The following is a 22924-nucleotide window of genomic DNA, read 5'->3' on the forward strand; positions in this document are numbered from 1 at the left end:
TGATCCTGATCTCATAATTCTACGGACTATAACCTGCAAGAATTTTTCCGTCTTTTGGATTCTTCACTCTCTTGGCACCCCCTGCATGGGATGCCCCTGCAACAAAAAGCCGGAGCCCATCAATTTGAATTAATGGGCCCCGGGTTATCGGTTATTTTAGGTTAAAATCAAACAACAGGATTACCCTGATCATCGAATGTTGTACCGTTCAGATCAATATTCACATCAGCAATAACAATGGATACAGTCTCGCCTCCCACATCAGCAACATAGGTAGAGGTGCCTTCTATGGTATCCACAGAATCCAGGCTCCACTCAGAACCGACCGCAACTATATCCCCGTCGTATCCTCCTGTAATTTCAAGGATATTGGTGTTGGGCGTCATATCCAGTACATCGGCTGCCGTCAGGGCTATGCTCTGGGCCATACCGTCGTCATCCATGTCGATTCTCTCAATATTGGAAATATTGGAAAAATCCAGGGAAGAATCAGACATCAGCACCAGGGTGTCAATTCCGTCACCGCCGTCTATGGTGTTGGAGCCTGCACCGCCGTCAATCACATCGTCACCGGTACCGCCGTCAATCACATCGTTGCCGGCACCGCCGTCAATGGTGTCGTCTCCTTCCTGGCCGTAGATGATGTCGTCCCCTGCTCCGCCTTCGATGGTGTCGTTCCCGCCGTCACGGCCCTCTCCGTCCCCGCCGATGGTCTCGGCCGCAAGGGCTTCATGGTTGTCCTGGATATACTGGATGGTGTCGGACTGAGTCCATCCCAGGCCGTTGGCAGGATTTTCCAAGGTGGCAAACACCTCCCAACCCGAGCCGTCAGCCGGCTCCTCAATACCGGAGAGGTCATACCCCTGGCTTTCAAGGTGTTCAAACACCCCGTCCGTATTCATCACATCACCAAATATCAGGTCATTGCCGTCATTGCCGATGATCTGGTCAGAACCGACAGGCTCCAAATGACTCTGGGTAATCAGATCGGCGATCACCCCTTCAAGCTCTGATGAATTGGCCACATTGGCGGCATCACCGGTGGTGTCAATGACATCGAGTCTGGCTTCACCTGAGCTGCTCATATTAATGCCCACGGCCCGGATGGAGTACTGGCCTGCCGCCGCCATGGTATCCATCAGGGTATCCAGTTCTTCTCCATCTCCCAGATAACCGCTGGAGTTGGGGTTCCCGTCGGTAATGAAGATCACATGGTTGGGACCTGTGGGAGCAACAAGGTCGTTGGCCTCCTCAAAAGCATCTTCATAGTCGGTTCCGCCGCCGGCACTCAGGCCGTCAACCCATCCCTCAATGGCGGTCAGGTCATCGGCACCCTTGCTATTGGTGATAACCACTGTGGAGCCAACCTTGGTAAAGGTGATAATGGCGGCATCATCTGAATTGGAGCCAGAGGAAAAGGTCAGCAACTTAATGGATACAAATCCGTCAACACTGGCCTCAACCTGGTCGTAAAGCTCATTGAGCATCCCCTTGGTGGCAGTCTTAAGATCAGCCAGCTTGGTTCCGCCCATTGACCCTGAAACATCCATGATCATGATATAATTTGCCCCAAGGGAAGACTCGCTAACCCCGCCGGCATCCCCTATCAGAACATCTGCGGCATCCCCGCCCTGGATAGCACCTGAAAAAGGTCCTGCCATATTGGGCACGGTATGAAGATCTGTTGATCCGTCCACATCATCAGCATAGGGATCAGGCACCACATCCCCTGTGAGCATGGGCGCTGCATCCCGGACAACTTCAGCTGGCTCATAGTCAGATCCCACAATGAACTGGGAAATGGGCACGGTAATATCCCCGTTGGTCCAGTCGCTGTCCCCATCGTAAATCCGGATATCAAACTCAAGTTCGGATCCTGCAACTTCCATGGTCTGGTACTGGTAGAAGGTCCATTCACCGGTCTCAGGATCCATGAAAATCTCATAGGATCCGTCAGGGGCAACCATGTGGCCTGTTGCAGCAGAACCGTCCCAGAAGAAAAATCCCCCAGGGCCGTCCGTGCCGAAGTCTCCGTCCACATCCCCCTTGACCACCCCGATTACCCCGTCAGGCACCGTACTGACCCTCAGGTCCTTGATGGCAAAACCAGAGTTGTCACTTCCATTGGCATCATTGTCGTTAAGGGCCACAAAATCCACCGTGTCAAACCCGCTCACACCGGTCAGTATGGTGTTAAAAGAGGCATCCCCGCTGGCATCCAAAGAGGTGACTTCCTGGCGGCCGATTTCAGCACCGTTCCTGTAGAATATCACTTCCAGGCGCTCTGTTTCTGCAGCAGAGTCAAAAAAGAGGGAGAAGTTTACCTCAAGCTTGAACCCCAGCTCTCCTTCGGGCATCTCCATTCTAATGGTTTCAGAGCCTGTACCCGGGACAAAGTTGACCTCGTCAAAACGGCCCCCGTCGCCCCCGTCATTTCCTGAAACAACCCCGGCGCCTTCATCCTTGCCGGCAACGGCAAAGCTTGCCTGGGCACCGCCGGCGGCAAAGGCTGAAAAGAGCAGGCCGTTGATGGTATCCTGGAACGAGGTGTTGATATTGGTCAGGTCGGCTGAAATGGTATAGGCAGACCCAAGCTCGGCAGAGAGAATGGCAGCCCCGGTAAGCGTGGGACCGTCATCTTTAATGGTCACATTGATGACATTGCTTGCCGAATACCCGTCTCAGTCAGTGACCTGAAGATCAATGGACCAGTTAAACGGTTCATCATGGTAACTGACAGGCATTTCTGTACCGTCCCCTTCAAAGGGATGAGTCACCGCCTCAATCTGGTTAAACTCATATCCCCAATTTCCGCCGGTGGCATCCTCTTTCATCTCTATGGTCCAGGTGGCATTGGCTGCAGTTGCTGCATCCCCGTATTGATAAAAGCTTAGGGTGGTGCCGTCCCAGGTATAGTCCGCATTCAGGGTATACCCTGACATGGACATGACAATGGGGTTGGTATCAGCCATACCGTCGGTACCAAAATCAATAATCCCTGTAACTGCCTGGTGCACATAGGGATCATCAACAGGCTCGCCGATTTCCAGGGACTCGTCTCCCTTAACCGTAAGGGTACCATAGGGCGCCCCCGGGGTTTCATCATTGAAGATTGAAGGGCCTGAATCATCTATGGCCACATGGATGGTGGCGGAAGCCGTATCCCCGTCTCCGTCCATGACCACCAGATTCACATTCCATTCAGCCGTCTCATCATGGTCTGAAGGATCATAATTTGGCACATGGTCAATGGGGGTCAACTGGGTAAAGATATACCCGTATCTTGGCACCTCATCAGGTCCTGCCTCATTCATCATCTGGATGGTCCAGGTGGCAGGTCCGTCCGGGGTCAGCACCCCGTCCACATCGCTAACCCCATCCTGGTAATAGGTCAGGGTCAGGGTTGTGGCATCCCATATCCCGTTTTCAACGGAGAGGGCCACGCCCTCATCAGGTCCTATTCCGTCAATGTCGCCTGGGCCGTCCACCCCAAAGTCAATGCCCAGGTTCTGGGCAGACACCAGCTGGGTGACAGGATAGCTGTCATCCTCACTGCCGCTGACCTCAAGGGGCTTGCCCGTATAGGTCCCGTCTCCCCCTGTGAGGGTGAGATCCCCGATAAAGGAGATCTAGTAATCCCCGGTTGAGCCGGGGTAATCATAGGGCCAGCCAGGCTCATGAATATTTAGATCCGCAAGGGCTTCAGTACTGTTCATATTATTGGCACCCACATAAAGGGTGTAATCCCCGGCAGGAAGATTGGAAATATTCAGATAGGCATCCCTTGAGTCAATTGAACCATCTGCACCGCCGTAATCAGGATGGGTCGATCCTCCGGAAGAATGCCACCAGTGACTGCTGTTGTTGTACAATATAATATAAGTATCAAGGTTGGAGCTTGCCCCGTCCCCGTCAATAATAGCCCCCCCGAGTTCAGAGAGCATATTGATGGTCAAGGGGCCTCCGTTATGGGTAAAGGTCCACTGATCCACACTGGTGCCCACGCCCGAGCCTGACACCTCTTCATTGTAAATGGTGCCAAGACCAGTAACCACGGGCTGGATGGAAGGCCCGTCATCCTCAATGGTCACCCTGACGCTCTGGGTTGCGGTATCTCCGTCCCCGTCAGTGACCGTGGCAGTTAAATTCCAGAAGGCCGGCTCGTCATGGCTGGCAGGATTTTCATTGGGAAGATGATCCACAGCAGCAAGCTGGGTGAAATTATAATAATGAGTGTTTTCTGAGTACTTAATATCATATTCCATCACCTCAACCTGCCAGGTGGGTTCGCCCGAGTCCACCCCGTCCTGGAAAAAAATCAGGGTATCGCCGTCCCAGAGATAGTCGATGCCTTCAGTATAGTCATCCATGGAAAGGACAATGGCGTCAACATCCGCAGGACCGTCCTGGCCGAAATCTATGGCGGTCATGCCCTCGGCATCAATATAATTACCAAAGCCTTCGCTTTCATCGTTGAACAGGTTGATATCGGCTCTTTCTATCTCAGAGCCCTCGGCAAGAACAGAGGCTTGTTTTCCTCTATAGCCTTCAGCTTCAATAACAGGGCCGTCATCATCAATGTCCACGGTGATGATCTGGGAGACAGAGTCCCCGTCGGAATCCACCACATTCATGGTGACTTCCCAGGAGGCGGTCTCATCATGGGAGCCGTCAGAACCGTCACCCGGCACATCATGATCAATGGCGGTAAGCTGGGTAAACTCATACCCGTATCCTGATTCCGCATCCCCGGTGAGCACGATCTGCCAGGCAGCTTCTTCCCCCTGATAATAGGTCAGGGTCTGGGTCTCTGCATCCCAGATCCCCCCGTCCACGGACAGTGAAATCTCACCAGGGCCGTCCGTGCCAAAATCAACATTCAGGGCCTCGGCAGGGACCTCTTTGACCACCAGCCCGTCGCTTTCATCCCCTGTGATGGCCATGGGATCCCCTGTAACATCCGGGGCAATATTGTCTGTGATGGTAATCTGGTAAGGGAGCTCCGTAGAATAGGGAGAATAGCCGTTAACGACGATCCTGTAATTACCCGGAGGCAGGTCCGGCAGGGAAAGAAAAGGATCATAATCGCTTTGGGATCCGTCATTCCCGCCCCTTCCAAAACCATCATAATATCTTTCTGCAATAAATTCATCAGTGTCTGCATTATAAAGCGCAAACCTGATATCCCCTTCTTCCTGGACCCCGTCTCCGTCAACATCAGGATAAGTCCCCGGAGGATCAGAGGAATAGGGAGAACCTTTGGTTTCAGTCAAAAAATCAATGGTGATCCTGCCGCCGGTATGGGTAAACACATGCTCATTGGTCCCCAGGCCGCTGCCGTTAAAGACCATCACACCGCTGCCGTTGGGATAATCATATTGAAGGGGGGGTGTATCGAATACAATATCATCAATGCCCTCTGCCTGGTAAGGCTGAGGATCAATGGAAGGCCCGTCATCAAAAATCCCGGCGGTAAAGGTGGTGGTGGCGCTGTTCCCGTCGGCATTGGTGGCCAGTACAGTGATCTCAAACTCGGCCAGGGCATTGTGGTCATTATCATCCGGACCGTGATCCAGGGCAGCCAGCTGGGTAAATACATACTGGCCCGTGGCCTGGTTTACCGCCATCTCCCAGATGGGAGTGCCGTCCTGGGCATAGGTCAGGGTGATTGAACCCGCATCCCAGACCGCACCCTCGGCAGAGAGGACAAGGAAACCCGAGGCAGTGCCGTAATCCACGGTGATGGTGCCGGTGATCTCAGTGGCATCATTCAGCCCGTCGGTCTCATCCACAGAGATATCAATGGCTGAAAGGGCCTCAATAAGATCATCATAATTATCCACATCCCCGTCACCGATCTCCCGGGTTCCTGTGGGATCAACACCCAGGGCTCTGGGGTCCACGGCACCGGCATCCTGGTCGCCTTCATAATAGCCGAAGGCATCCCCGTCAAACCGGTCTTCTTCACCTGCGGCTGTCTCTTCTTCGGGAATTTCTTCGCCCTGTTCAAGGGCGGCCTGCATGGCGGCAACTTCTTTGACTGTGGCATCTTCTTCGGCCACCTTTGTGGTGACGGTTTCGTCAATGAGCTGCTCGGAATTAGGGCCGATGGAGGCAATTTCCTGGCCGGCATCGTTGATAATGGTTACGCTGACATTTCCCTGGGTGGCCAGGGTTTCTCCTTCATAGATCACATCCCCTTGTTTGACTTCCCTTGTTTTGCCTTCAGGGGTCGTGGCTGTGACGGTTCCGTTACCGATAATAGATTGAATCGTTCCTGCTTTGACCATGTTTCCTCCTAATATAATAAGGATAAGGTAAAAACTGGGCATTTTCCCTTTGCAAGAAACCTGAAATGAAATCCGAATCAAAAAAATCTGAGTAAGAAGCCTGAGAAAAGAGTATGGAAAAAAGAAAACTGTCCGTTATCTAAATGGCTACTTCAGTATGTATAGTCATATCCCAAAAATTTCAAAAAAACATCGTACTAAGGTACTAATTTTCAGTGATGTCCGGTTAGGTTTTTGCTTGCTCAATAATTTTTTGATCTTTGACAATATTGTCCCTGTTTGAACTATGAGAGCCCTGCTCCTCGCAGCCAAACAGGTCATTTAGAATGGCGGTTCGCAGCTGCCGAACTCTTTTGATCGTGACCTTTTCATTAAACTGTTTTTGGCAATGGATTGCCAGTAACAGGTAAGTGATAAGGCCGCCAAGAATCTGAACCATAAGGCCGTATTCACTGCGGGCAATGAGATGATATACCTTCAGATGTTCTTTCCACCATTTGAAAAAATCCTCAATGGTCCACCGGAGTTTATAAATTGTTGCTATTTGTTCCGCTGTTAAATCATGCCTGTCAGTTGCCACATAGTATTTGACGCCAGCAATTTTATAGCCAACAACCCGAACAGGCCTTTTCGTCTGGTTTTGATTCGGAGTACCAAGTTTAACCAGTGCATCATAAAAAATGTAGCTGTCGGAAGGGGTCTCGTGGTTATCAATAATTGTTCTTGTTGTCCTGGTTTTTATACGGCAGACAAAATGTTTGCCTTGCTCCTGAAGCAGGTCAAATTCTTTATGGGATTGATATCCACGATCCATAACACCTGTTTGCCCCTTGGAAAGTATTTTGGGAACAAAAGTGCGTTCAGCGCCGTTGCCTTCAGTCAAAAAGATTTTGTTTGGGATTCCGTGATTAATGTCAAATCCGCAATGTACTTTGGCTTTTTTACTTCCTTTTCTGTAGTTCGCCCAGTGCATTGAAAGGACTGCATTTATGAGACTACCGTCAATGGAAACCAACTCTCCTAACTCGGCGTGTTCACCCGGATGACACTCAAGAGCCTGTTTATAAAGATCCTCAAAGATAAATTGCAGTTGTTCGAGTCCCCTGTGATTGATGGCTTCACAGAAACTACTACGGCTGATACCACCGTCTGGCGCAATATTTTCTTTAGCAAAAACATTCTCCTTGAGATCCTGAATTAAATGTCGGGCAGACTTGTGCTCCTGAAGATGGAAATAAACCAAAGCATTTATCTGGTCTTCGAATGTCATTTTTAAAGGGCGGTCTCCTCGAGATTGTAATTCCGGTGCTTTTGAAAGTGACTTTATCAGAGGGCACCTGAAATTGTCAAAGTTCAGGGACCGTAGTTGTTTTTTAGGGACTGAGATGTGCGTCATTTGAGCTCCTTGAGTTAAGTTTTCAAGGCGCACAAAAATTTTTACGCACATTTGTCAACACAAAACAGACTGTTTTTTCAATGATTTTAGATGCTTTTTATATGCAACAACCTAACCGGACACTACTGAGTAAAAATAGGTTTTGTCTTTTAACACGGCAAAAATAAAAAAATTATACAGAATCATACTGATCAAAATTCCGTAAATCAGCCCGTAAAACAAAAAATAACGGGTATTCTGATTTTGGAACCCCCTGGTGGAAAGCATCTGAATACCCACCAGAACATCCATTTTGGCCACAAGTTTTAGATAGGCATATTCCCCCTGGGACGAATTGGGCAGATCAAAGACAAAATTTCTGGCAAAATAGGCCCGGGGTTTACCTGCCACCCCGGCCCCCTGGCAAACGAGATCAAACCCGGAATTCAGGGAATCCTTATTCCACAGATAGAGATCGGCATGCCCTAAAAGAAGGGGGAAACTCGGTTTTACCTCCAGCAGCCGGTTTTCCTCAAAACCCTTGGGGATAAAAATTTTTACCCAGGCGACGGGATTGTCCCGGTAAATTCGGATTGAACAGGTCTTGACCGGCGTGAACCGGTCTGCCCATTCAGGCCGGGACACCTGGGCCGCGGTCAGGCCGGGCAGGGCCCCTGAAAAAACCTGAAGCTCCGGGATCTGACCTGTGAGGGGGGTATTGCCTGCCATGGCCCCGGGACAAGACAAACACAAGACCATCAACAATAGGCCAGAGGCGCATCCCCGGTATTTGTATTTTATTTTTAGTTTTTGCATTTTTCCCTGACCTTTAAATCTGAACTTTCAAACAGACCCAGGACAACCCCAGCAGGCGGCCGGACAAAACAAGGATAAACCAGGCTTAAAAGGTCAACCTGTTTTTGTTTTTCTTGGGGTGACCCCTTTTTGGGGACAGTCTTCCCTGATCACGCAGGTGCTGCAATGGGGCCCTATGGGACGGCAGGTCCCCTGGCCGAATGCCACCAGAATCTTGTTCACCTCTTTCCAGTGTTTACGGTCCAGTTTTTTTCGAAGGGCCATCTCGGTCTCCAAAGGATTTTTTGTATTCACATACCCCCAGATATTCATGATCCTGTGCACATGGGTATCCACACAAATGGCATCCTTGTCAAAGGCCACCGACCTGACCAGGTTGGCGGTTTTTCTTCCCACCCCGGGAAGGGTCACCAATTCCTCGATTGTCTGGGGCACCTTTAGGTCAAAGACCTGTAATGCCTCAAAAAGAGTTGACAGATATTTGGCTTTGGACTTGTAAAATCCCACAGGAAAGATCAGTTTTTGAATCTGAGCTCTGGACAGCCGGGCCAGGGCCTCTATATCAGGCGCTTTTTCAAAAAGCCGAAAAGAAGCTTTGGCCGTAACCTCATCCTTGGTCCGGGCCGATAGAATGGTTGCCACCAGAACCTTGAAAGGAGATTGGGTCTGAACGGCAATAAGATCCACCACCGGCACCTGATACCCCGAAACCTCCTGTTTGAGACGGTCCAGAAAATAAGAGATATCCACGCCCATGGCAGCCCTTCTTAAAAGAGATTTTTGATCAGATAATAGATCAGGGGCAGAAAAATGGCCGGCAGCATCTTTCCCACGGCAATCTTTTTTTCTCTGAGCATGTTCAGGCCGATGGCCATGATCAAAAGGCCTCCCGTGGCCGACATCTGACTGACAACCGCCGGAATAAGATAGGGTTTCATGACGCCTGCGGCCAGGGTAATGCCCCCCTGGTAGACAAGTACGGGCACGGCCGACAGCACCACTCCGATGCCCAGAGAGGCCGTAAGAATAATGGAGGTGATCCCGTCGAGAAACGATTTGGCAAACAAGGTATCATAATTGCCGGTCAAACCGCTTTCCAAAGATCCCACAATGGCCATGGATCCCACACAATAAAGTAAAGAGGCCGTAACAAAGGCCGTGGATAAAGAAGATGTTTTGGAGGGGGAAAACTTTTTTTCCAAAAAATCGCCCACCTTTGTAAGATAGGCTTCAATACCGATGAACTCTCCGATGAGGGCCCCTGCAGCCAGGCAGATGATAATCACCAGAAGATCCGGGCATGCCAAAGCACTTTTAATACCGATAAGAATGACGCACAGAGCAATGGCCTGCATAACGGTCTGGTTATACCGTTCGGGGATGCCGTTTTTAAACAGCATCCCCACAAAGGAACCGGCCATGATGGCCAGGCAGTTTACAAATGTTCCCAGCATACAAAATCCTAATTTCGCTAGCGCAGTTTACAAGGGGCGCAACTTGAGACCCTGGTTTAAAAAAATTGGTCCCGGATATAGTTGACCCCGTTTTCAAAAAGACGAACGCCTGTGACCACACCCTCTCCCGATGCCTTTCCCTGGCGTTTGGCAATCTCTTTTGCCTTTGGCCAGTCCGGATGATTGGTAAAATGGTTATAGGCTTCAGGGTGGGGCATGAGCCCGAATATCCTGCCGGTGGGATCACAGATCCCGGCAATGTCTGACACCGCACCATTGGGGTTTTCAGGAAATGCTCCCTTGGCAGGCCTTCCATGGGCATCGGCATATTGGAACACCACCTGGTTTGAACTTAAAAGCCGATCAATCACGGCGGGATCCGCCACCACCTTGCCCTCTCCGTGACGGACGGGATAGTCCACACCCCCCAGGCCCCGGGTAAATACGCAAGCAGAATTTTCATTGGGAACAAGACTCACCCACTGGTCTCTGAAATTACCGCAGTCATTAAAGGTGATGGCCACGGAACGCCGAGTGTACTCCCCGTCAAACCCGGGCAAAAGCCCTAGATTAACCAGGGCCTGGAAGCCGTTGCAAATGCCGATAACCAGCTTGCCTGCACCCACAAAATCCAAGAGGTCTTTACCAATATTATTTTTGAGTTTCAAGGCCTGGATCACGCCGGCCCCGTGGTCATCCCCCCAGGAAAATCCGCCGCCAAAGGCCAGGATATGGTAATCTTCAAGACGTTCTTTGCCCTGGATCAGGGTATTAATATGGACCTTATGGGCCTGGGCACCCGCCATTTCAAAGGCAAGGGCAGTCTCATTGTCACAATTTAATCCAAAACCGGTTAAAATAAGTGCCTTAACCTTGTTCATATCATCTCTCCAAAGGTCTGGTTAAATGCCCTGTCAAGGGTAGTCACGGGCAGATCCACCAGCAAGTTATCATCATTGCCCGTTATGGTCAGGCGATCGCAAATCACGGATCCCACACAGGCACAGGGCAGTCCCTTGCATAATTTTTCAAAAACTTCCCTGTTGTCAGGACAAATGGTTAAAATAAACCGTCCTGATGATTCGCTGAACAAGGCGGCCTGGGAAGAAAGCGCCTCTCCTTGGGGGAGAGGAATTTTTGAAAGATCAATCTGCATACCCAATTGACCGGCCATGGCCATAAGGGAAAAATGAACGCCCAAGCCCCCCCTTGCCACGGCATGGCAGGAAGCCACAAGGCCCTTGTCAATGGCTTTTTCAACGGCCTTGTACACCACCTTTGACCGTGAAAAATCCACCCGGGGCAGATTCAGCCCTGTTTTTCCAAAAAAATCATAGTATTCAGAGGCCCCAAGTTCGTTGGCGGTTGTGCCCATGACATAGACCAGGTCACCTTTAATCTTGGGATCCAGAGTGACGCAGAGGCTGACATCATCAATCACAGTGGTGGCTGAAAACTGGACCGTTTCCAGGGCAGAAACCTTGGTCCGCTCGCCAAAAGGACCTTCAAGATGGCCGTCCACATACATGGAATCCTTGCCCGAAAGCAGAGGGATTTCATAGGCCATGCAGGCATCTTTGAGCGCCCGGCATGCCCGGACCAGCTGGGCCGCCTTGAATTTTCCGTCCGGGTTGTTTTTTTCATCAAACCCGATATTGGGCCAGCAGAAATTATCCAGCCCCCCGATATGATCGAGAGTGCCGCCCACGGCAATGAGTCTGCGGACAGCCTCGTCAATGGTGCAGGTCATCATGTGATAGGCATCGATTTTAGAGTACCAGGGCAAAAGGCTCTGGGAAAACCCAAGTCCCTTTTGGCTGGTCAGTACGGGCCGGGTCACGGAAGCGTCCGAGGGAATATTACGGTTCACCCCCACCAGGGGCTTGATCACAGACCCGCCCTGGACCTCGTGGTCATACTGGCGAAGGATCCATTCCTTGGAGCAGATATTAGGCCTTTCCAGCATCTGCTCTAAAATTTTATTAAAATCCTTGGGGCTTGAAATCACGGGCTCAAAAAGGCCGCGGGTCTCAGGCGGAATCCAGGTGGCATCAAACTCCCAGGCCGGAAACCCCTTGTCCAGAAGGTCCATATCCACATAGGCACAGGTCTCATCCTTATACTTGATATGAAGTTTTCCCGTGTTTGTATACTCACCGATCACCGTGGATTCCACCTCGTGAAGCTCGGACAATTCCATGAACCGGTCCAGGTTCTCAGGTTTTACGGCAATGGTCATCCGCTCCTGGGATTCTGAAATCCAGATCTCCCACATGTCCAGGCCTTCGTATTTCAGGGGCACACGATCCAGCCAGACCTCGCAGCCGTTGGACAGCATGGCCGATTCTCCCACGGAAGAGGACAGCCCCCCGCCCCCGTTATCCGTGATAAAGGTGGTCAGGCCTTCATCCCGGCAGACCAAAAGAAAATCATGCATTTTTTTCTGGGTATAGGGATCCCCGATCTGGACATGGCCTGCCGGGGTATTTTCAGAGTAACTTTCCGAAGAGGCGGTCACCCCGTGGATGCCGTCCTTGCCCACCCGGCCCCCGCTCATGATAATCAGTTCGCCGGCAGAGGTGGTTTTCTCATGGCTGGGCCTGCCTGCAACGGTTTTGGGCATGATCCCGAGAGCCGTGACAAAGACCAGGCTCTTTCCCATGTACCCTGCATCAAACAGGGTCTGGCCGAATGTGGTGGGCACCCCGCTTTTATTGCCCCCGTCTTTGACACCTTCGATCACCCCGTCCAGCAGGCGTCTTGGGTGAAGCGGCGGTTTTAAGGGCCCGTCGTAATTGATGTCTCCCACACAATATCCAAACGAGCCCATAAACAGTTTTGATCCAAGACCTGTTCCCATGGGATCCCTGTAAACACCGACAATCCCTGTGATGGCCCCGCCATAGGCTTCCATATTGGAGGGGGAATTATGGGTTTCGCCTGTGACCACATAGTTGTTTTCCCCATCAAAGGTGCCCACGCCGGCATTGTCCCATAACACCGAGATCACCCAGTCTTTTTTCTCTTTAAGTTCCAGGGTGGGCTGCTGGATATAGGTCTTAAACAAGGAGACCTCTTCAACCGTCTCGCGGGTTTGGACGTCTGTGTACTGAAAAATACCGTTAAAGGTATTGTGGTTGCAATGGTCCGATCTGGCCTGGGAAATATATTCAAGCTCAAGATCCGTGGGTTTGGAAAGCCCCACCTCTCTTCGGTCTGCCAGCACCCGTTTGTCCAGAAAATATTCCCGGATCACCGGGATATCTTTGGGGTTTAAGGCCAGATTTCTCTCATCTGAAATTTGGGCCAGCATCTGGTCGGTATCAATGTCCACAATATCAAAACAGGGCTCATGGTTTAAAATCACCTTGGCCGGCTTGACATTGGCCCCGGTTTTTTTATCCCATTCATCGCGATGAAAGACCTTAAACTGCTGGATAATGGCGTTGGAAAGAATCTGGGAGGCCATTTTTTCAACATCTGCCCGGGTTAAATTCTCTCCTGTCAAACAATAGCGTTTAGAGGTATAAATGCCCTCATCCACGGAAAACGTTTTGCCCAGGACATCATTGACCGCCTCCATGGCTGTGGCACCGGCATTATCCTTGACCCCGGGCCGGAATCCCACCCAGATGCACCAGTGAAACTCTATATCCAGGGGGCTAAGCGCTGAGACCTGGGTCACGGGATTTGTAAAAATCTCCTGCCGGGCCCGGTCAAGGCTGGTTTCGTCCAGGTCGGATTCAAGGGTCACAATATGAATACACCTGGCATTATCAATCTGGATTCCAAAATAAGAATCCGCCTTTTTAATCAAAGCCGAGGCTTCGGCATCCCTAAGGTCCTGTTTTAAAGCTATCTCGATATTGGAAATCATTTTACCCACCATTGAATAGTCTGGCTATGTCGTTATAAAAGACAAAAATCATTAATGTTACAAGCACGGCTGCACCGAATTGTACCAACCGTTCGCGCAGCTTTTCACCCACCGGCCGTCCCATAATGGCTTCAATGCCGAAAAAGAGCAGATGGCCGCCGTCCAGAACCGGTATGGGAAACAGGTTGATGATCCCCAGGTTGACAGAAAGCAATGCAATAAACCATACAAACTGAACCACTCCGGCCTTTGCCTGTTCCCCGGCCATCTGGGCAATCATGATGGGACCGCCCAGGTTGTCGGCGGAAACGGTTCCGCTGATCATTTTAACCACGGACAAAATGGTCAGCTTGACCAGGCCGAAGGTATCTGAAACAGATTTTTCCATGGCCTGGAAGATGTTGAGTTTTTTATGAAAAGTTTCTCCGGTTCCCACAATTCCGATCACATACCGGTCCACGGTTTCGCCGAATATGTTTTTTTCCTCTTGAACCTTGGGAATAATTGTAAAGTCCAGCACCTCTCCCTGCCGCTGAACAAGAAGATTAACAGGTTTGCCCTCGCCCTGGACAATGATCTTGGAAATCTGCTCAAAGGCCTTAACCGGCAGGTGGTTCACCTCTTTTATCACATCCCCTGGCTGAATTCCAGCAGTCATGGCCGGGCTGTCTTCAACCACACGCCCGACATCAGGCTTGCCCATGTAAATCCCTGAAACCTGGTACAGAACATAAAAGATAAAAATGGCCAGGAAAAAATTAAATGCAGGACCGGCCGCAACGATCAGGGCTTTGCGGCCAAGACTTTTGTGGGTGAATGACAAGGCTTTGTCCTCAGGAGAAATGGCGGCGCCGGGTTCTTCACCCACCATTTTTACATACCCGCCCAAAGGGATGGCTGAGATACAATACTCGGTTCTGCCGTAACGGCGTTTTAAAATTTTGGGGCCAAACCCCAGGGAAAACGCATCCACTCCCACCCCGCAGAGGCGGGCAACCAGAAAGTGCCCCAATTCGTGGAAAAAGACAAGAACACCGATAACAACGATAAATGCCACAGCAGAGTAACCCATACAACCTCGCTATTTGATTTTAAGGGATCGGGCAAGATTTTGCGCCTTTTCCCTGGCCCAGTAGTCGGCCTCAATAATACCTGAAAGATCAGGATTGTCAATGCAGGTGTGGCGTCCCATCACCTCTGAAATAAGTGTAAAAATATCCAAAAATCCTATTTCCCTTTGCAAGAACGCTCCAACGGCAATCTCGTTGGCAGCATTCATCACCGCAGGCAGGGTCCCTTTTTGCCTGCAGGCTTCAAAGGCAAATTCAAGGGAGGGAAATTTTCGGGTATCCGGTGCTTCAAAGGTCAGGCTGGCTAAATCGGGAAAATCAGGAAACCCGGTGCCAAGATCCATACGGGAGGGCTGGGAAAAGGCATAGGCAATGGCCGCCATCATATCCGGCACCCCCATCTGAGCCATGACAGCCCCGTCCTTGAATCCGACCATGGAATGAACAATGGACTGGGGATGGACCAACACCGTGATCTGATCATGGGTGATCCCGAAAAGCGCAACCGCCTCGATCACCTCAAGCCCCTTGTTCATCAGGGTGGCAGAATCAATGCTGATCTTTTGCCCCATATCCCAGGTGGGATGGTTCAGGGCATCTGCCGGAATAATATCTTTAAAGGTTTCATGGGGCCGGGTTCTGAAAGGACCGCCCGAAGCTGTTAAAAAGACCTGTTTAAAATCCCTGGATTGATTGCCCTGAAGACATTGAAAAATGGCAGAGTGTTCTGAATCCACCGGCAGGATATCCACCCCTTTTTCTTTGGCCCTTGCCATGACCAGATCGCCTGCCATGACCAGGGTTTCCTTGTTGGCCAGGGCGATTTGCTTTTTTGCATCAATGGCCGCAAGGGCCGGTTTCAGCCCTGCCGCGCCCACCATGGCCAAAAGCACCATGTCTGCCGTTTCCCATTGAGCCGCAAGGACAAACCCCTGTTCTCCCCAGAAAATCTCCGGGCAATCTTTGGGATCAACAAGATGTGAGAGTTCATCAGCCCCGTTTTGGTCCAGCACCGCCACCATCGCAGGCTTGAACTCACGGATCAATTCAGCCATGAGCGCAAGATTTTTAGCGCAGGTCAGCACCTGAACATCGAAACGGTCAGGATGCATGCGGACAATTTTAAGGGCAGAGCTGCCGATTGAGCCTGTGGCCCCAAGGATGGCCAGAGACTTCATCGAATAAACGCCAGAAAAACGTAGAGCACGGGAATGGCCAGAAGCAGCCCGTCAATCCGGTCGAGCATGCCCCCGTGTCCGGGCAGGATACGGCCGGAATCCTTGACCTGGTTGACCCGTTTCATGGCAGATTCAAACAGATCCCCGATCTGGCCTGCAACCGCCATGGCCAAGGCGCAGGGAATGGAAAAAAGGGCCAGAGAAAGATCTGAAAAAAAGATAAGGCAGAATATAAATCCGGCCACAACCGATGTGACCAGCCCGCCCAAGGATCCTTCAATGGTTTTGTTGGGGCTGATTTTCGGGGCCAGTTTATTTTTCCCCAAATAGGTTCCCGTATAAAAAGCGCCCGTATCATTGGCAAAGCTGACAATGAGCAGCCAGATAATCCAGAAGGTGCCGCCGGAAAGTTCCCGGATAAAGACCAGAAGGGCCAGGGAAACCGGAATATAAACAATGCCGAGCACCTGTCTTGCAATCAGATCAAATACCCGGGGCATGGCGGAAAACCTGAACAAGACAAAGATGGACAAGGTCATCAGGTTCAGGGCAAGGATCAGGAACATCACCTGCCAGGATTGCAGGCAGGCACCCATGACCAGCACCATGGAGGTGGTATAGGAAATAATTTTTATGGACTGGGAGGCAGGGCCGTCGTCAGTGCCGCAGATGATCCGCAGATACTCTCGTACGGCAAAAATCGCCACCACTGAGACCAGGGCGGCCACAATCAGGATTGACCCCTTGAGAATAATCCAGAGAACAAGGGGAGCAAGAATTACAGCGGTGAGCCATCGTTGGAGGTGTTGCATTTTACCTTCCCGAACCGTCGGTCCCTTTTCTGAAAATCAATTAATATTTCATGGAACTCCCGGGCTGAAAAATCCGGCCACAGGGTATCTGTGACATAGAGTTCCGAATAGGCGGCCTGCCACATCATAAAATTGGAAAGACGAAATTCACCTGAGGTTCTGATGATCAGATCAGGATCCGGCATACCCTGGGTGTAAAGATGAGAAGACAGGGTCTTTTCGCTGATCTGTTCGGGCTTGAGTTTTCCCTCCAGAACCTTGGCCGCCATCTGTCTTGCCGCCCGGGTGATCTCCTCCCGGCTGCCGTAGCTTAGGGCCAGGTTTAAAACCATTTGGGTGTTGTCCCGGGTCAGATCCATGGTCAGATCGGCCTCTTTTCGGACGTCGAGCGGCAGTTTTTCCTTCTGCCCCAGAATATTCAGGCGAATCCCCTGGGTGGCAAGCTCGTTTCGCTCGGATACCAAAAAGCGCTTGAGCAGTATAATCAATGCCGTAACTTCGGCTTTGGGCCGGCCCCAGTTTTCAGTGGAAAAGGCATACAGGGTCAGCATCCCAATCCCAAGTTCCCGGCAGGCCCTTACAATATTGCGAACCGTTGCAGACCCTTTTTCATGGCCCTTGATCCGGTTCATCAGCCTTTTTTTGGCCCACCGGCCGTTGCCGTCCATGATCATGGCCACATGGTCGGGCAGATGAGACAAATTCACATCTGTGGACTGGTTGGAATCAGACTTCAAGAATTTCTTTTTCCTTGGCCTCGTAAATCTTGTCCAGTTTTTTAATGGATAAATCCGTAAATTCCTGAACCTGTTTCTGGGCTTTAAAACTGTCGTCTTCTGAGATATCCCCCTCTTTCTGGAGGTCCTTGATCATCTCATTGGAATCCCTGCGGATATTTCTCACAGCCACCTTGAAATCCTCACAGATTTTGGCCACGTTCTTGGCAATTTCCTTTCTGCGGTCCTCGGTCAGGGGAGGAATGGCAATGCGGATAAGTTTGCCGTCATTGGAAGGGGTCAGTCCCAGGTTGGCCTTAAAGATAGCTTTTTCCACCTCATTGATCACGCTCACATCCCAGGGCTTTACCGTAATCAGCCGGCTTTCGGGAATGGAGACCGTTGCCATCTGGGGAAGGGGGGTCTGTGTGCCGTAATAATCGACTTTTACGCCGTCAAGTATGGCCTGAGATGCTCTTCCGGTACGAACCTTGGTCAACTCGTGTTCAAATGCCTTTTCAGACTTTCCCATCCGTTCTTTAGTTTCTTGGAGCACTTCATCTATCATAACAACACATCCTTAAAAATAGGTTAACGGTTTAGGTTTAACGGATCACTGAATGGCGGCCTTAAAATAAAAAAAGCCAAGTCCTGCAGTCACCTGTTCAACGCTAACCGTTAACTTAAGGTTACTTATTGTATATCCTTGTACCGATGGCTTCGCCACGTACCGCTTTATAAATATTATCTGCCTTGTGAAGATCAAACACCTGCAAGGGCAGATCATGCTCCATGGCAAGGGAAATGGCCGTCATATCCATCACATGGAGCTGTTTTTCAATCACCCGCATATAGGACAATTCATCAAACATAACCGCATCATTGTGAACAATGGGATCTTTATCATATACCCCGTCCACCTGAGTTGCCTTGAAAAGAATCTGGGCCCGGACTTCATTGGCCCGGAGGACGGCTGCGGTATCTGTTGTAAAATACGGATTGCCCGTACCTGCGGCAAAAATCACCACCCGGCCCTTTTCAAGGTGGCGGATGGCTTTTCTCCGGATAAAGGGCTCTGCAATCTTATCCATGGCAATGGCGGTCTGTACCCGGGTCGGCACATCGCATTTTTCAAGGGCGTCGCAAAGTGCAAGGCTGTTGATGACCGTGGCCAGCATACCCATGTTGTCCGCCGATGTTCTGTCCATACCGGCGGAAGAGCCTGCAACTCCCCTGAAAATATTACCACCGCCCACAACAACGGTAATTTGCACCCCGAGCTGATAGACCTTGGCCACTTCGGCCGCCACATAGTGAATCATCTCAGGGGTGATGCCGAAGCCCTGATTACCCATCAGGGCTTCGCCGCTCAGCTTGATTAGAACCCGTTGAAACTCAGGTTTTTTATCCAAGACTTTATTCTCCTATCTGGAAACGTGCAAATCTTCTGATCTGAATATTTTCACCGATCTTGCCGATTGTTTCTTTCAGGACTTCTTCAATGGTTTTCTGGGGATCTTTAACATATTGCTGGCTCATGAGGCAGACTTCTTTGTAGAATTTTTCCACCTTGCCGTCCACAATCTTGTCAATGATATTTTCCGGTTTTCCCTCTTCAAGCATCTGGGCCCGGTAAATTTCTCTTTCCTTTTCAATCACTGCCGGATCCACATCATCAGAGGTGAGTCCCGCAGGATTTGCCGCGGCAATATGCATGGCAATATTTTTGGCAAACTCCTCAAACGCCTCTGTTTTTGCCACAAAATCAGATTCGCAGTTGATTTCAACAAGGACACCTAACTTGGCACCCGTGTGAATATAGGGAAAGATAATCCCTTCACTGGTGGAACGTCCGGCCCGTTTTGCTGCCTTGGCCAGCCCTTTTTTTCTCAAAAGGTCAATTGCCTTTTCCATATCGCCGTCGGCATCGGCCAGGACCCGTTTACAGTCCATAATACCCGAGCCGGTGGCGGCACGAAGCTCTTTAACCATTGCTGCAGAAATTTCAGCCATTTTTTATCTTGCTCCTTATTCTCTTTATTCAGTGACTGCGTCAGTATTTTCCTGTTTTTCTTCGGGTGCTGCGGTTTTTCTTTTGATCTTTTCAACAACCGGACCGTCGCTGCCGTCAGAAACGATTTCCATGCCGACCTGTTCGCCGAGATTTTCAACCGGTTTTCTTTCAACGGCTTCCTTGTTCTTGTCAGATTCCGCACGTTGTTTTTCCTGCCAGATCTGGCGGCCCTCAATCACGGCATCGGCCACTCTGGAGGTAAAAAGACGAATGGACCGGATGGCATCGTCATTTCCCGGAATTACATAATCAATATCATCGGGGTCACAATTGGTATCCACCACGGCAACGATTGGAATCCCAAGGCGTTTTGCCTCTTTTACCGCAATGGTCTCATTCTTGGAATCAATGATAAACAGGGCACCGGGCAATTTTTTCATATTTGAAATACCGCCGATGGCAAACTCAAGTTTGGTTTTATCCTTGAGCATTTTAGCCTGTTCTTTCTTGGGATAATTTTCCAGGGTGCCGTCGTTTTCAATGGAGTTGAGAAAGTGAAACCTGGAAATATTATTTTTAATGGTCTGAAAATTGGTGAGCATCCCGCCCAGCCATCTATTTTCAACATAGTAGGATTCAGCCCGGTTGGCCTCTTCGTAGATGGCTTCAGATGCCTGTTTTTTGGTTCCCACAAAAAGAACGTCCTGACCGTTGGCAGCAATGTTTTTAATAAAGTCATGGGCGTCTCTGAACAATTTGACGGTCTGCTGAAGGTCGATGATGTAAATCCCATTTCTTGCGCCAAAGATATACTTTTTCATCTTGGGGTTCCAGCGTTTGGTCTGATGTCCGAAATGAACACCTGCTTCCAGTAATTCTCTAATTGAAATGTAAGCCATTTTTTCTCCAAAATTTTAAATGGTTTTTAAATTCTTCCACCCACTTCATTCCCGGATATCGACTTTTTAAAAAAGCACCGGACTCCAGGTCCATGGATGTGCGTTGTTTGCATACAAAAACAAAATCCAAATTTATATATCAAATAACAAAGGGATAATCAATTTATTTTTTAAAGAGGGCCAGTCGGTCATGGCCTGCAAGATCCTTGATAAACTTAAGATCCGAGATCCAGGAATGGGTGGCGGCAATCTGAGACACGCCAGGGGCCTGGTCAAATCCCATTTCAAGGACCACCCGGCCACCCGGATTCAGGCGATTTTTTGCCTGGCCAAGAATATGCCTGATGGAATCCAGACCGTCAGGACCTCCGTCCAGGGCAAGGCGTGGTTCATGATCTTTAATTTCAGGCGCCAGAAGATCAATATCTGCTCCGGGAATATAGGGTGGATTGGACAAAATCAGATCAAACCCGGCATCTTCACGGACGGCATCCATCCATGATCCCCTGAAAAATGCGATGGGGGTTTGGGCAATGGCCGCAGCATTTTCCATGGCCGTTGCCAGGGCGATTTTTGAAAGATCAGATGCAAAAAAACAATGTTCAGGACAGGCCTTGGCCAGGGAGACGATCACAGCTCCGGATCCTGCACCCAGCTCAATGACCCGGGCCGTTTTGCCGGACTCCTTGAAACGAACCAGAATATCCATGGCCGTTTCCACCAGCACCTCAGTGTCCGGCCGTGGAATGAGCACGCCCTGGCCCACCGTAAAAACATCTTCAAAAAACCCTTTTTCACCGGTGATATAGGCCACAGGTTCATGGGTCACCCGCCGTTTGATGCCGGCCTTAAACCCGGCCAGTTCCTGTTTTTCCAGGGGCCTGTCATGCTGAAGATAGAGATCCAGACGCCGAACGCCCAGGGTTGAGGCCAAAAGGATTTCACCGGTCAGCCGGGGACTGTCAATCCCATGATCTGAAAAATACCCTTCGGTCCAGGCAAGCAGGGTTTTAATGGTCCAGTCAGCCAAAAGAGGTCATTTCCCGGGCTTCAACCCATCTCTTTGAGGGATTGGGCCTGGTTGTAGGTCCTGAGCTGGTCTATGATTTCCTGGATATCCCCTTCCATGATATGGTCCAGCTTGTACAAGGTCAGCCCGATGCGGTGATCGGTCATCCTGCCCTGGGGAAAATTATAGGTCCGGATGCGGCCTGAACGGTCTCCGGTACCCACCTGGCCTTTACGGTCAGCGGCCCGTTTTGCCTCTTCTTCCTGAATTTTGGCATCCAGGATTCTTGACTTGAGGACGTTCATGGCCTTGGCCTTGTTTTTGTGCTGGGATTTCTCATCCTGACAGGTGGCGGTCACCCCTGTGGGAACATGGGTGATCCGGACGGCAGAATCCGTGGTGTTGACCGACTGGCCGCCGGGACCGGACGATCTGAACACGTCAATTTTAAGGTCCGCAGGATTGATGTCTATGTCCACATCCTCGGCTTCGGGCAAAACCGCCACGGTCACAGCCGAGGTATGCACCCGTCCCTGGGTCTCGGTTTCAGGCACCCGCTGCACCCTGTGGGTGCCGCTCTCATATTTAAACTCTGAAAACGCGCCCTTTCCCCGGATCATGGAGACCACTTCCTTGAACCCGCCGGCAGCAGAGTCATTTTTTTCAATGATCTCAATATGCCAGTTCCGGCTTTCGGCAAATCTCGAATACATGCGGAAAAGATCCCCTGCAAAGATACCGGCCTCTTCTCCGCCGGTACCGGCCCTGATCTCCAGGATTACATTTTTCCCGTCCCTGGGATCCTTGGGCATGAGCAAAAGGTTCAAATCTGAATTCAAGGACTCAAGACGGGTCTCAAGGGCCGGAATCTCTTCTTTGGCCATGGCCCGGATATCCAGGTCCTCATCCCTGAGAAGCTCTCTGGCCTCTTCCAGTTCTTCTTGAACCCCTTCGTACTCCCGGAACACAGGCACGATCTTGTTGAGCTCACCATGCTCTTTAAGATAATCCTGGTATTTTTTCTGATCACTGATAACGGCAGGATCGCTGAGCAACTGCTCCAGTTTAATATACCGTTCTTCAATGCCTTTTAATTTTCCAATCATGATACAAATACCCTGGCGTAAAAATTCAAAAAGGGGTCCTTGTTCAAGACCCCCTTTTAGTGACTGAATGCTGTCTGACTAAACCAGCTTGCTTGCGTCAAACCCTGCGTATTTTTTCTTAAACCTGTCGATTCTGCCTGCAGAGTCAACCAGTTTTTGTTTCCCGGTGAAGAAAGGGTGGCACTGGGAACAGATTTCAACCTTGATGTTTTCCTTGGTAGATCCCACGTCAAAGGTTGCACCGCATGCACAGGATGCGGTTGTCTTTGTGTAGTTCGGATGGATGTCTTTTTTCATGTTACACACAA

The 22924-nt window shown here is 50.4% G+C and carries 20 protein-coding genes; all 20 read right to left on the reverse strand.

All coding sequences use genetic code 11. The features are described 5' to 3' along the window. Nucleotides 1–167: 167 nt before the first annotated feature. The 20 genes from HUN05_18405 to rpmE all read right to left on the reverse strand — a co-directional run bounded on the left by HUN05_18405 (nucleotide 168) and on the right by rpmE (nucleotide 22913). Nucleotides 168–2651 (reverse strand): VWA domain-containing protein, encoded by a 2484-nt coding sequence (locus HUN05_18405; GenBank protein ID WDP86852.1) that lies wholly within the window; start codon nucleotides 2649–2651, stop codon nucleotides 168–170. A 30-nt stretch (nucleotides 2652–2681) separates the two neighbouring features. Then, on the reverse strand, nucleotides 2682–3521 hold the full coding sequence (locus HUN05_18410; protein ID WDP86853.1) for a hypothetical protein: 840 nt from the start codon (nucleotides 3519–3521) through the stop codon (nucleotides 2682–2684). 108 nt (nucleotides 3522–3629) lie between these two features. Then, nucleotides 3630–6290, reverse strand: coding sequence for a hypothetical protein (locus HUN05_18415; GenBank protein WDP86854.1), 2661 nt, complete (start codon nucleotides 6288–6290; stop codon nucleotides 3630–3632). A 226-nt stretch (nucleotides 6291–6516) separates the two neighbouring features. Next, complete coding sequence (locus HUN05_18420) at nucleotides 6517–7686, reverse strand: IS4 family transposase (GenBank protein WDP88132.1); 1170 nt, start codon at nucleotides 7684–7686, stop codon at nucleotides 6517–6519. A 111-nt stretch (nucleotides 7687–7797) separates the two neighbouring features. After that, on the reverse strand, nucleotides 7798–8481 hold the full coding sequence (locus HUN05_18425; GenBank protein ID WDP86855.1) for a hypothetical protein: 684 nt from the start codon (nucleotides 8479–8481) through the stop codon (nucleotides 7798–7800). Between the two features lie 93 nt (nucleotides 8482–8574). Further along, a complete protein-coding gene (locus tag HUN05_18430) occupies nucleotides 8575–9237 on the reverse strand; it encodes an endonuclease III (GenBank protein WDP86856.1) in 663 nt (220 codons plus the stop codon). Nucleotides 9238–9248: 11 nt separating this feature from the next. Continuing rightward, a complete protein-coding gene (locus HUN05_18435) occupies nucleotides 9249–9935 on the reverse strand; it encodes a DUF554 domain-containing protein (protein WDP86857.1) in 687 nt (228 codons plus the stop codon). Between the two features lie 56 nt (nucleotides 9936–9991). Continuing rightward, the gene (locus HUN05_18440; GenBank protein WDP86858.1) at nucleotides 9992–10816 is read right to left on the reverse strand and encodes a phosphoribosylformylglycinamidine synthase subunit PurQ; all 825 of its coding nucleotides are present in this window, start codon (nucleotides 10814–10816) and stop codon (nucleotides 9992–9994) included. Next, a complete protein-coding gene (locus HUN05_18445) occupies nucleotides 10813–13812 on the reverse strand; it encodes a phosphoribosylformylglycinamidine synthase (protein ID WDP86859.1) in 3000 nt (999 codons plus the stop codon). Before HUN05_18445 ends, HUN05_18440 begins: the two co-directional genes overlap by 4 nt. A gap of 1 nt (nucleotide 13813) precedes the next feature. After that, the gene (gene rseP, locus HUN05_18450; protein WDP86860.1) at nucleotides 13814–14884 is read right to left on the reverse strand and encodes an RIP metalloprotease RseP; all 1071 of its coding nucleotides are present in this window, start codon (nucleotides 14882–14884) and stop codon (nucleotides 13814–13816) included. A 9-nt stretch (nucleotides 14885–14893) separates the two neighbouring features. Next, nucleotides 14894–16060, reverse strand: coding sequence for a 1-deoxy-D-xylulose-5-phosphate reductoisomerase (locus HUN05_18455; protein WDP86861.1), 1167 nt, complete (start codon nucleotides 16058–16060; stop codon nucleotides 14894–14896). Then, nucleotides 16057–16872, reverse strand: coding sequence for a phosphatidate cytidylyltransferase (locus HUN05_18460; protein WDP86862.1), 816 nt, complete (start codon nucleotides 16870–16872; stop codon nucleotides 16057–16059). Before HUN05_18460 ends, HUN05_18455 begins: the two co-directional genes overlap by 4 nt. Further along, entirely contained in the window at nucleotides 16839–17609 is a 771-nt protein-coding gene (locus HUN05_18465; protein ID WDP86863.1) for an isoprenyl transferase, read from the reverse strand. Before HUN05_18465 ends, HUN05_18460 begins: the two co-directional genes overlap by 34 nt. Then, nucleotides 17599–18156 (reverse strand): ribosome recycling factor, encoded by a 558-nt coding sequence (gene frr / locus HUN05_18470; protein WDP86864.1) that lies wholly within the window; start codon nucleotides 18154–18156, stop codon nucleotides 17599–17601. The genes HUN05_18465 and frr overlap by 11 nt, the downstream gene beginning before the upstream one ends. A 121-nt stretch (nucleotides 18157–18277) precedes the next feature. Then, nucleotides 18278–19000 carry a UMP kinase gene (locus HUN05_18475; protein WDP86865.1) on the reverse strand — a complete coding sequence of 241 codons (723 nt, stop codon included), beginning with the start codon at nucleotides 18998–19000 and terminating at the stop codon, nucleotides 18278–18280. A 4-nt stretch (nucleotides 19001–19004) separates the two neighbouring features. Next, complete coding sequence (tsf, locus tag HUN05_18480) at nucleotides 19005–19601, reverse strand: translation elongation factor Ts (GenBank protein ID WDP86866.1); 597 nt, start codon at nucleotides 19599–19601, stop codon at nucleotides 19005–19007. 24 nt (nucleotides 19602–19625) lie between these two features. Next, nucleotides 19626–20501 carry a 30S ribosomal protein S2 gene (gene rpsB, locus HUN05_18485; protein ID WDP86867.1) on the reverse strand — a complete coding sequence of 292 codons (876 nt, stop codon included), beginning with the start codon at nucleotides 20499–20501 and terminating at the stop codon, nucleotides 19626–19628. A gap of 163 nt (nucleotides 20502–20664) precedes the next feature. Then, nucleotides 20665–21531: a peptide chain release factor N(5)-glutamine methyltransferase gene (gene prmC, locus HUN05_18490; GenBank protein ID WDP86868.1), complete on the reverse strand. Its 867-nt coding sequence runs from the start codon at nucleotides 21529–21531 to the stop codon at nucleotides 20665–20667. Between the two features lie 20 nt (nucleotides 21532–21551). Continuing rightward, on the reverse strand, nucleotides 21552–22616 hold the full coding sequence (gene prfA / locus HUN05_18495; GenBank protein WDP86869.1) for a peptide chain release factor 1: 1065 nt from the start codon (nucleotides 22614–22616) through the stop codon (nucleotides 21552–21554). 78 nt (nucleotides 22617–22694) lie between these two features. Then, on the reverse strand, nucleotides 22695–22913 hold the full coding sequence (rpmE, locus tag HUN05_18500; GenBank protein ID WDP86870.1) for a 50S ribosomal protein L31: 219 nt from the start codon (nucleotides 22911–22913) through the stop codon (nucleotides 22695–22697). Nucleotides 22914–22924: the final 11 nt, after the last annotated feature.

Source organism: Desulfobacter sp., from assembly GCA_028768545.1.
GTDB lineage: Bacteria > Desulfobacterota > Desulfobacteria > Desulfobacterales > Desulfobacteraceae > Desulfobacter.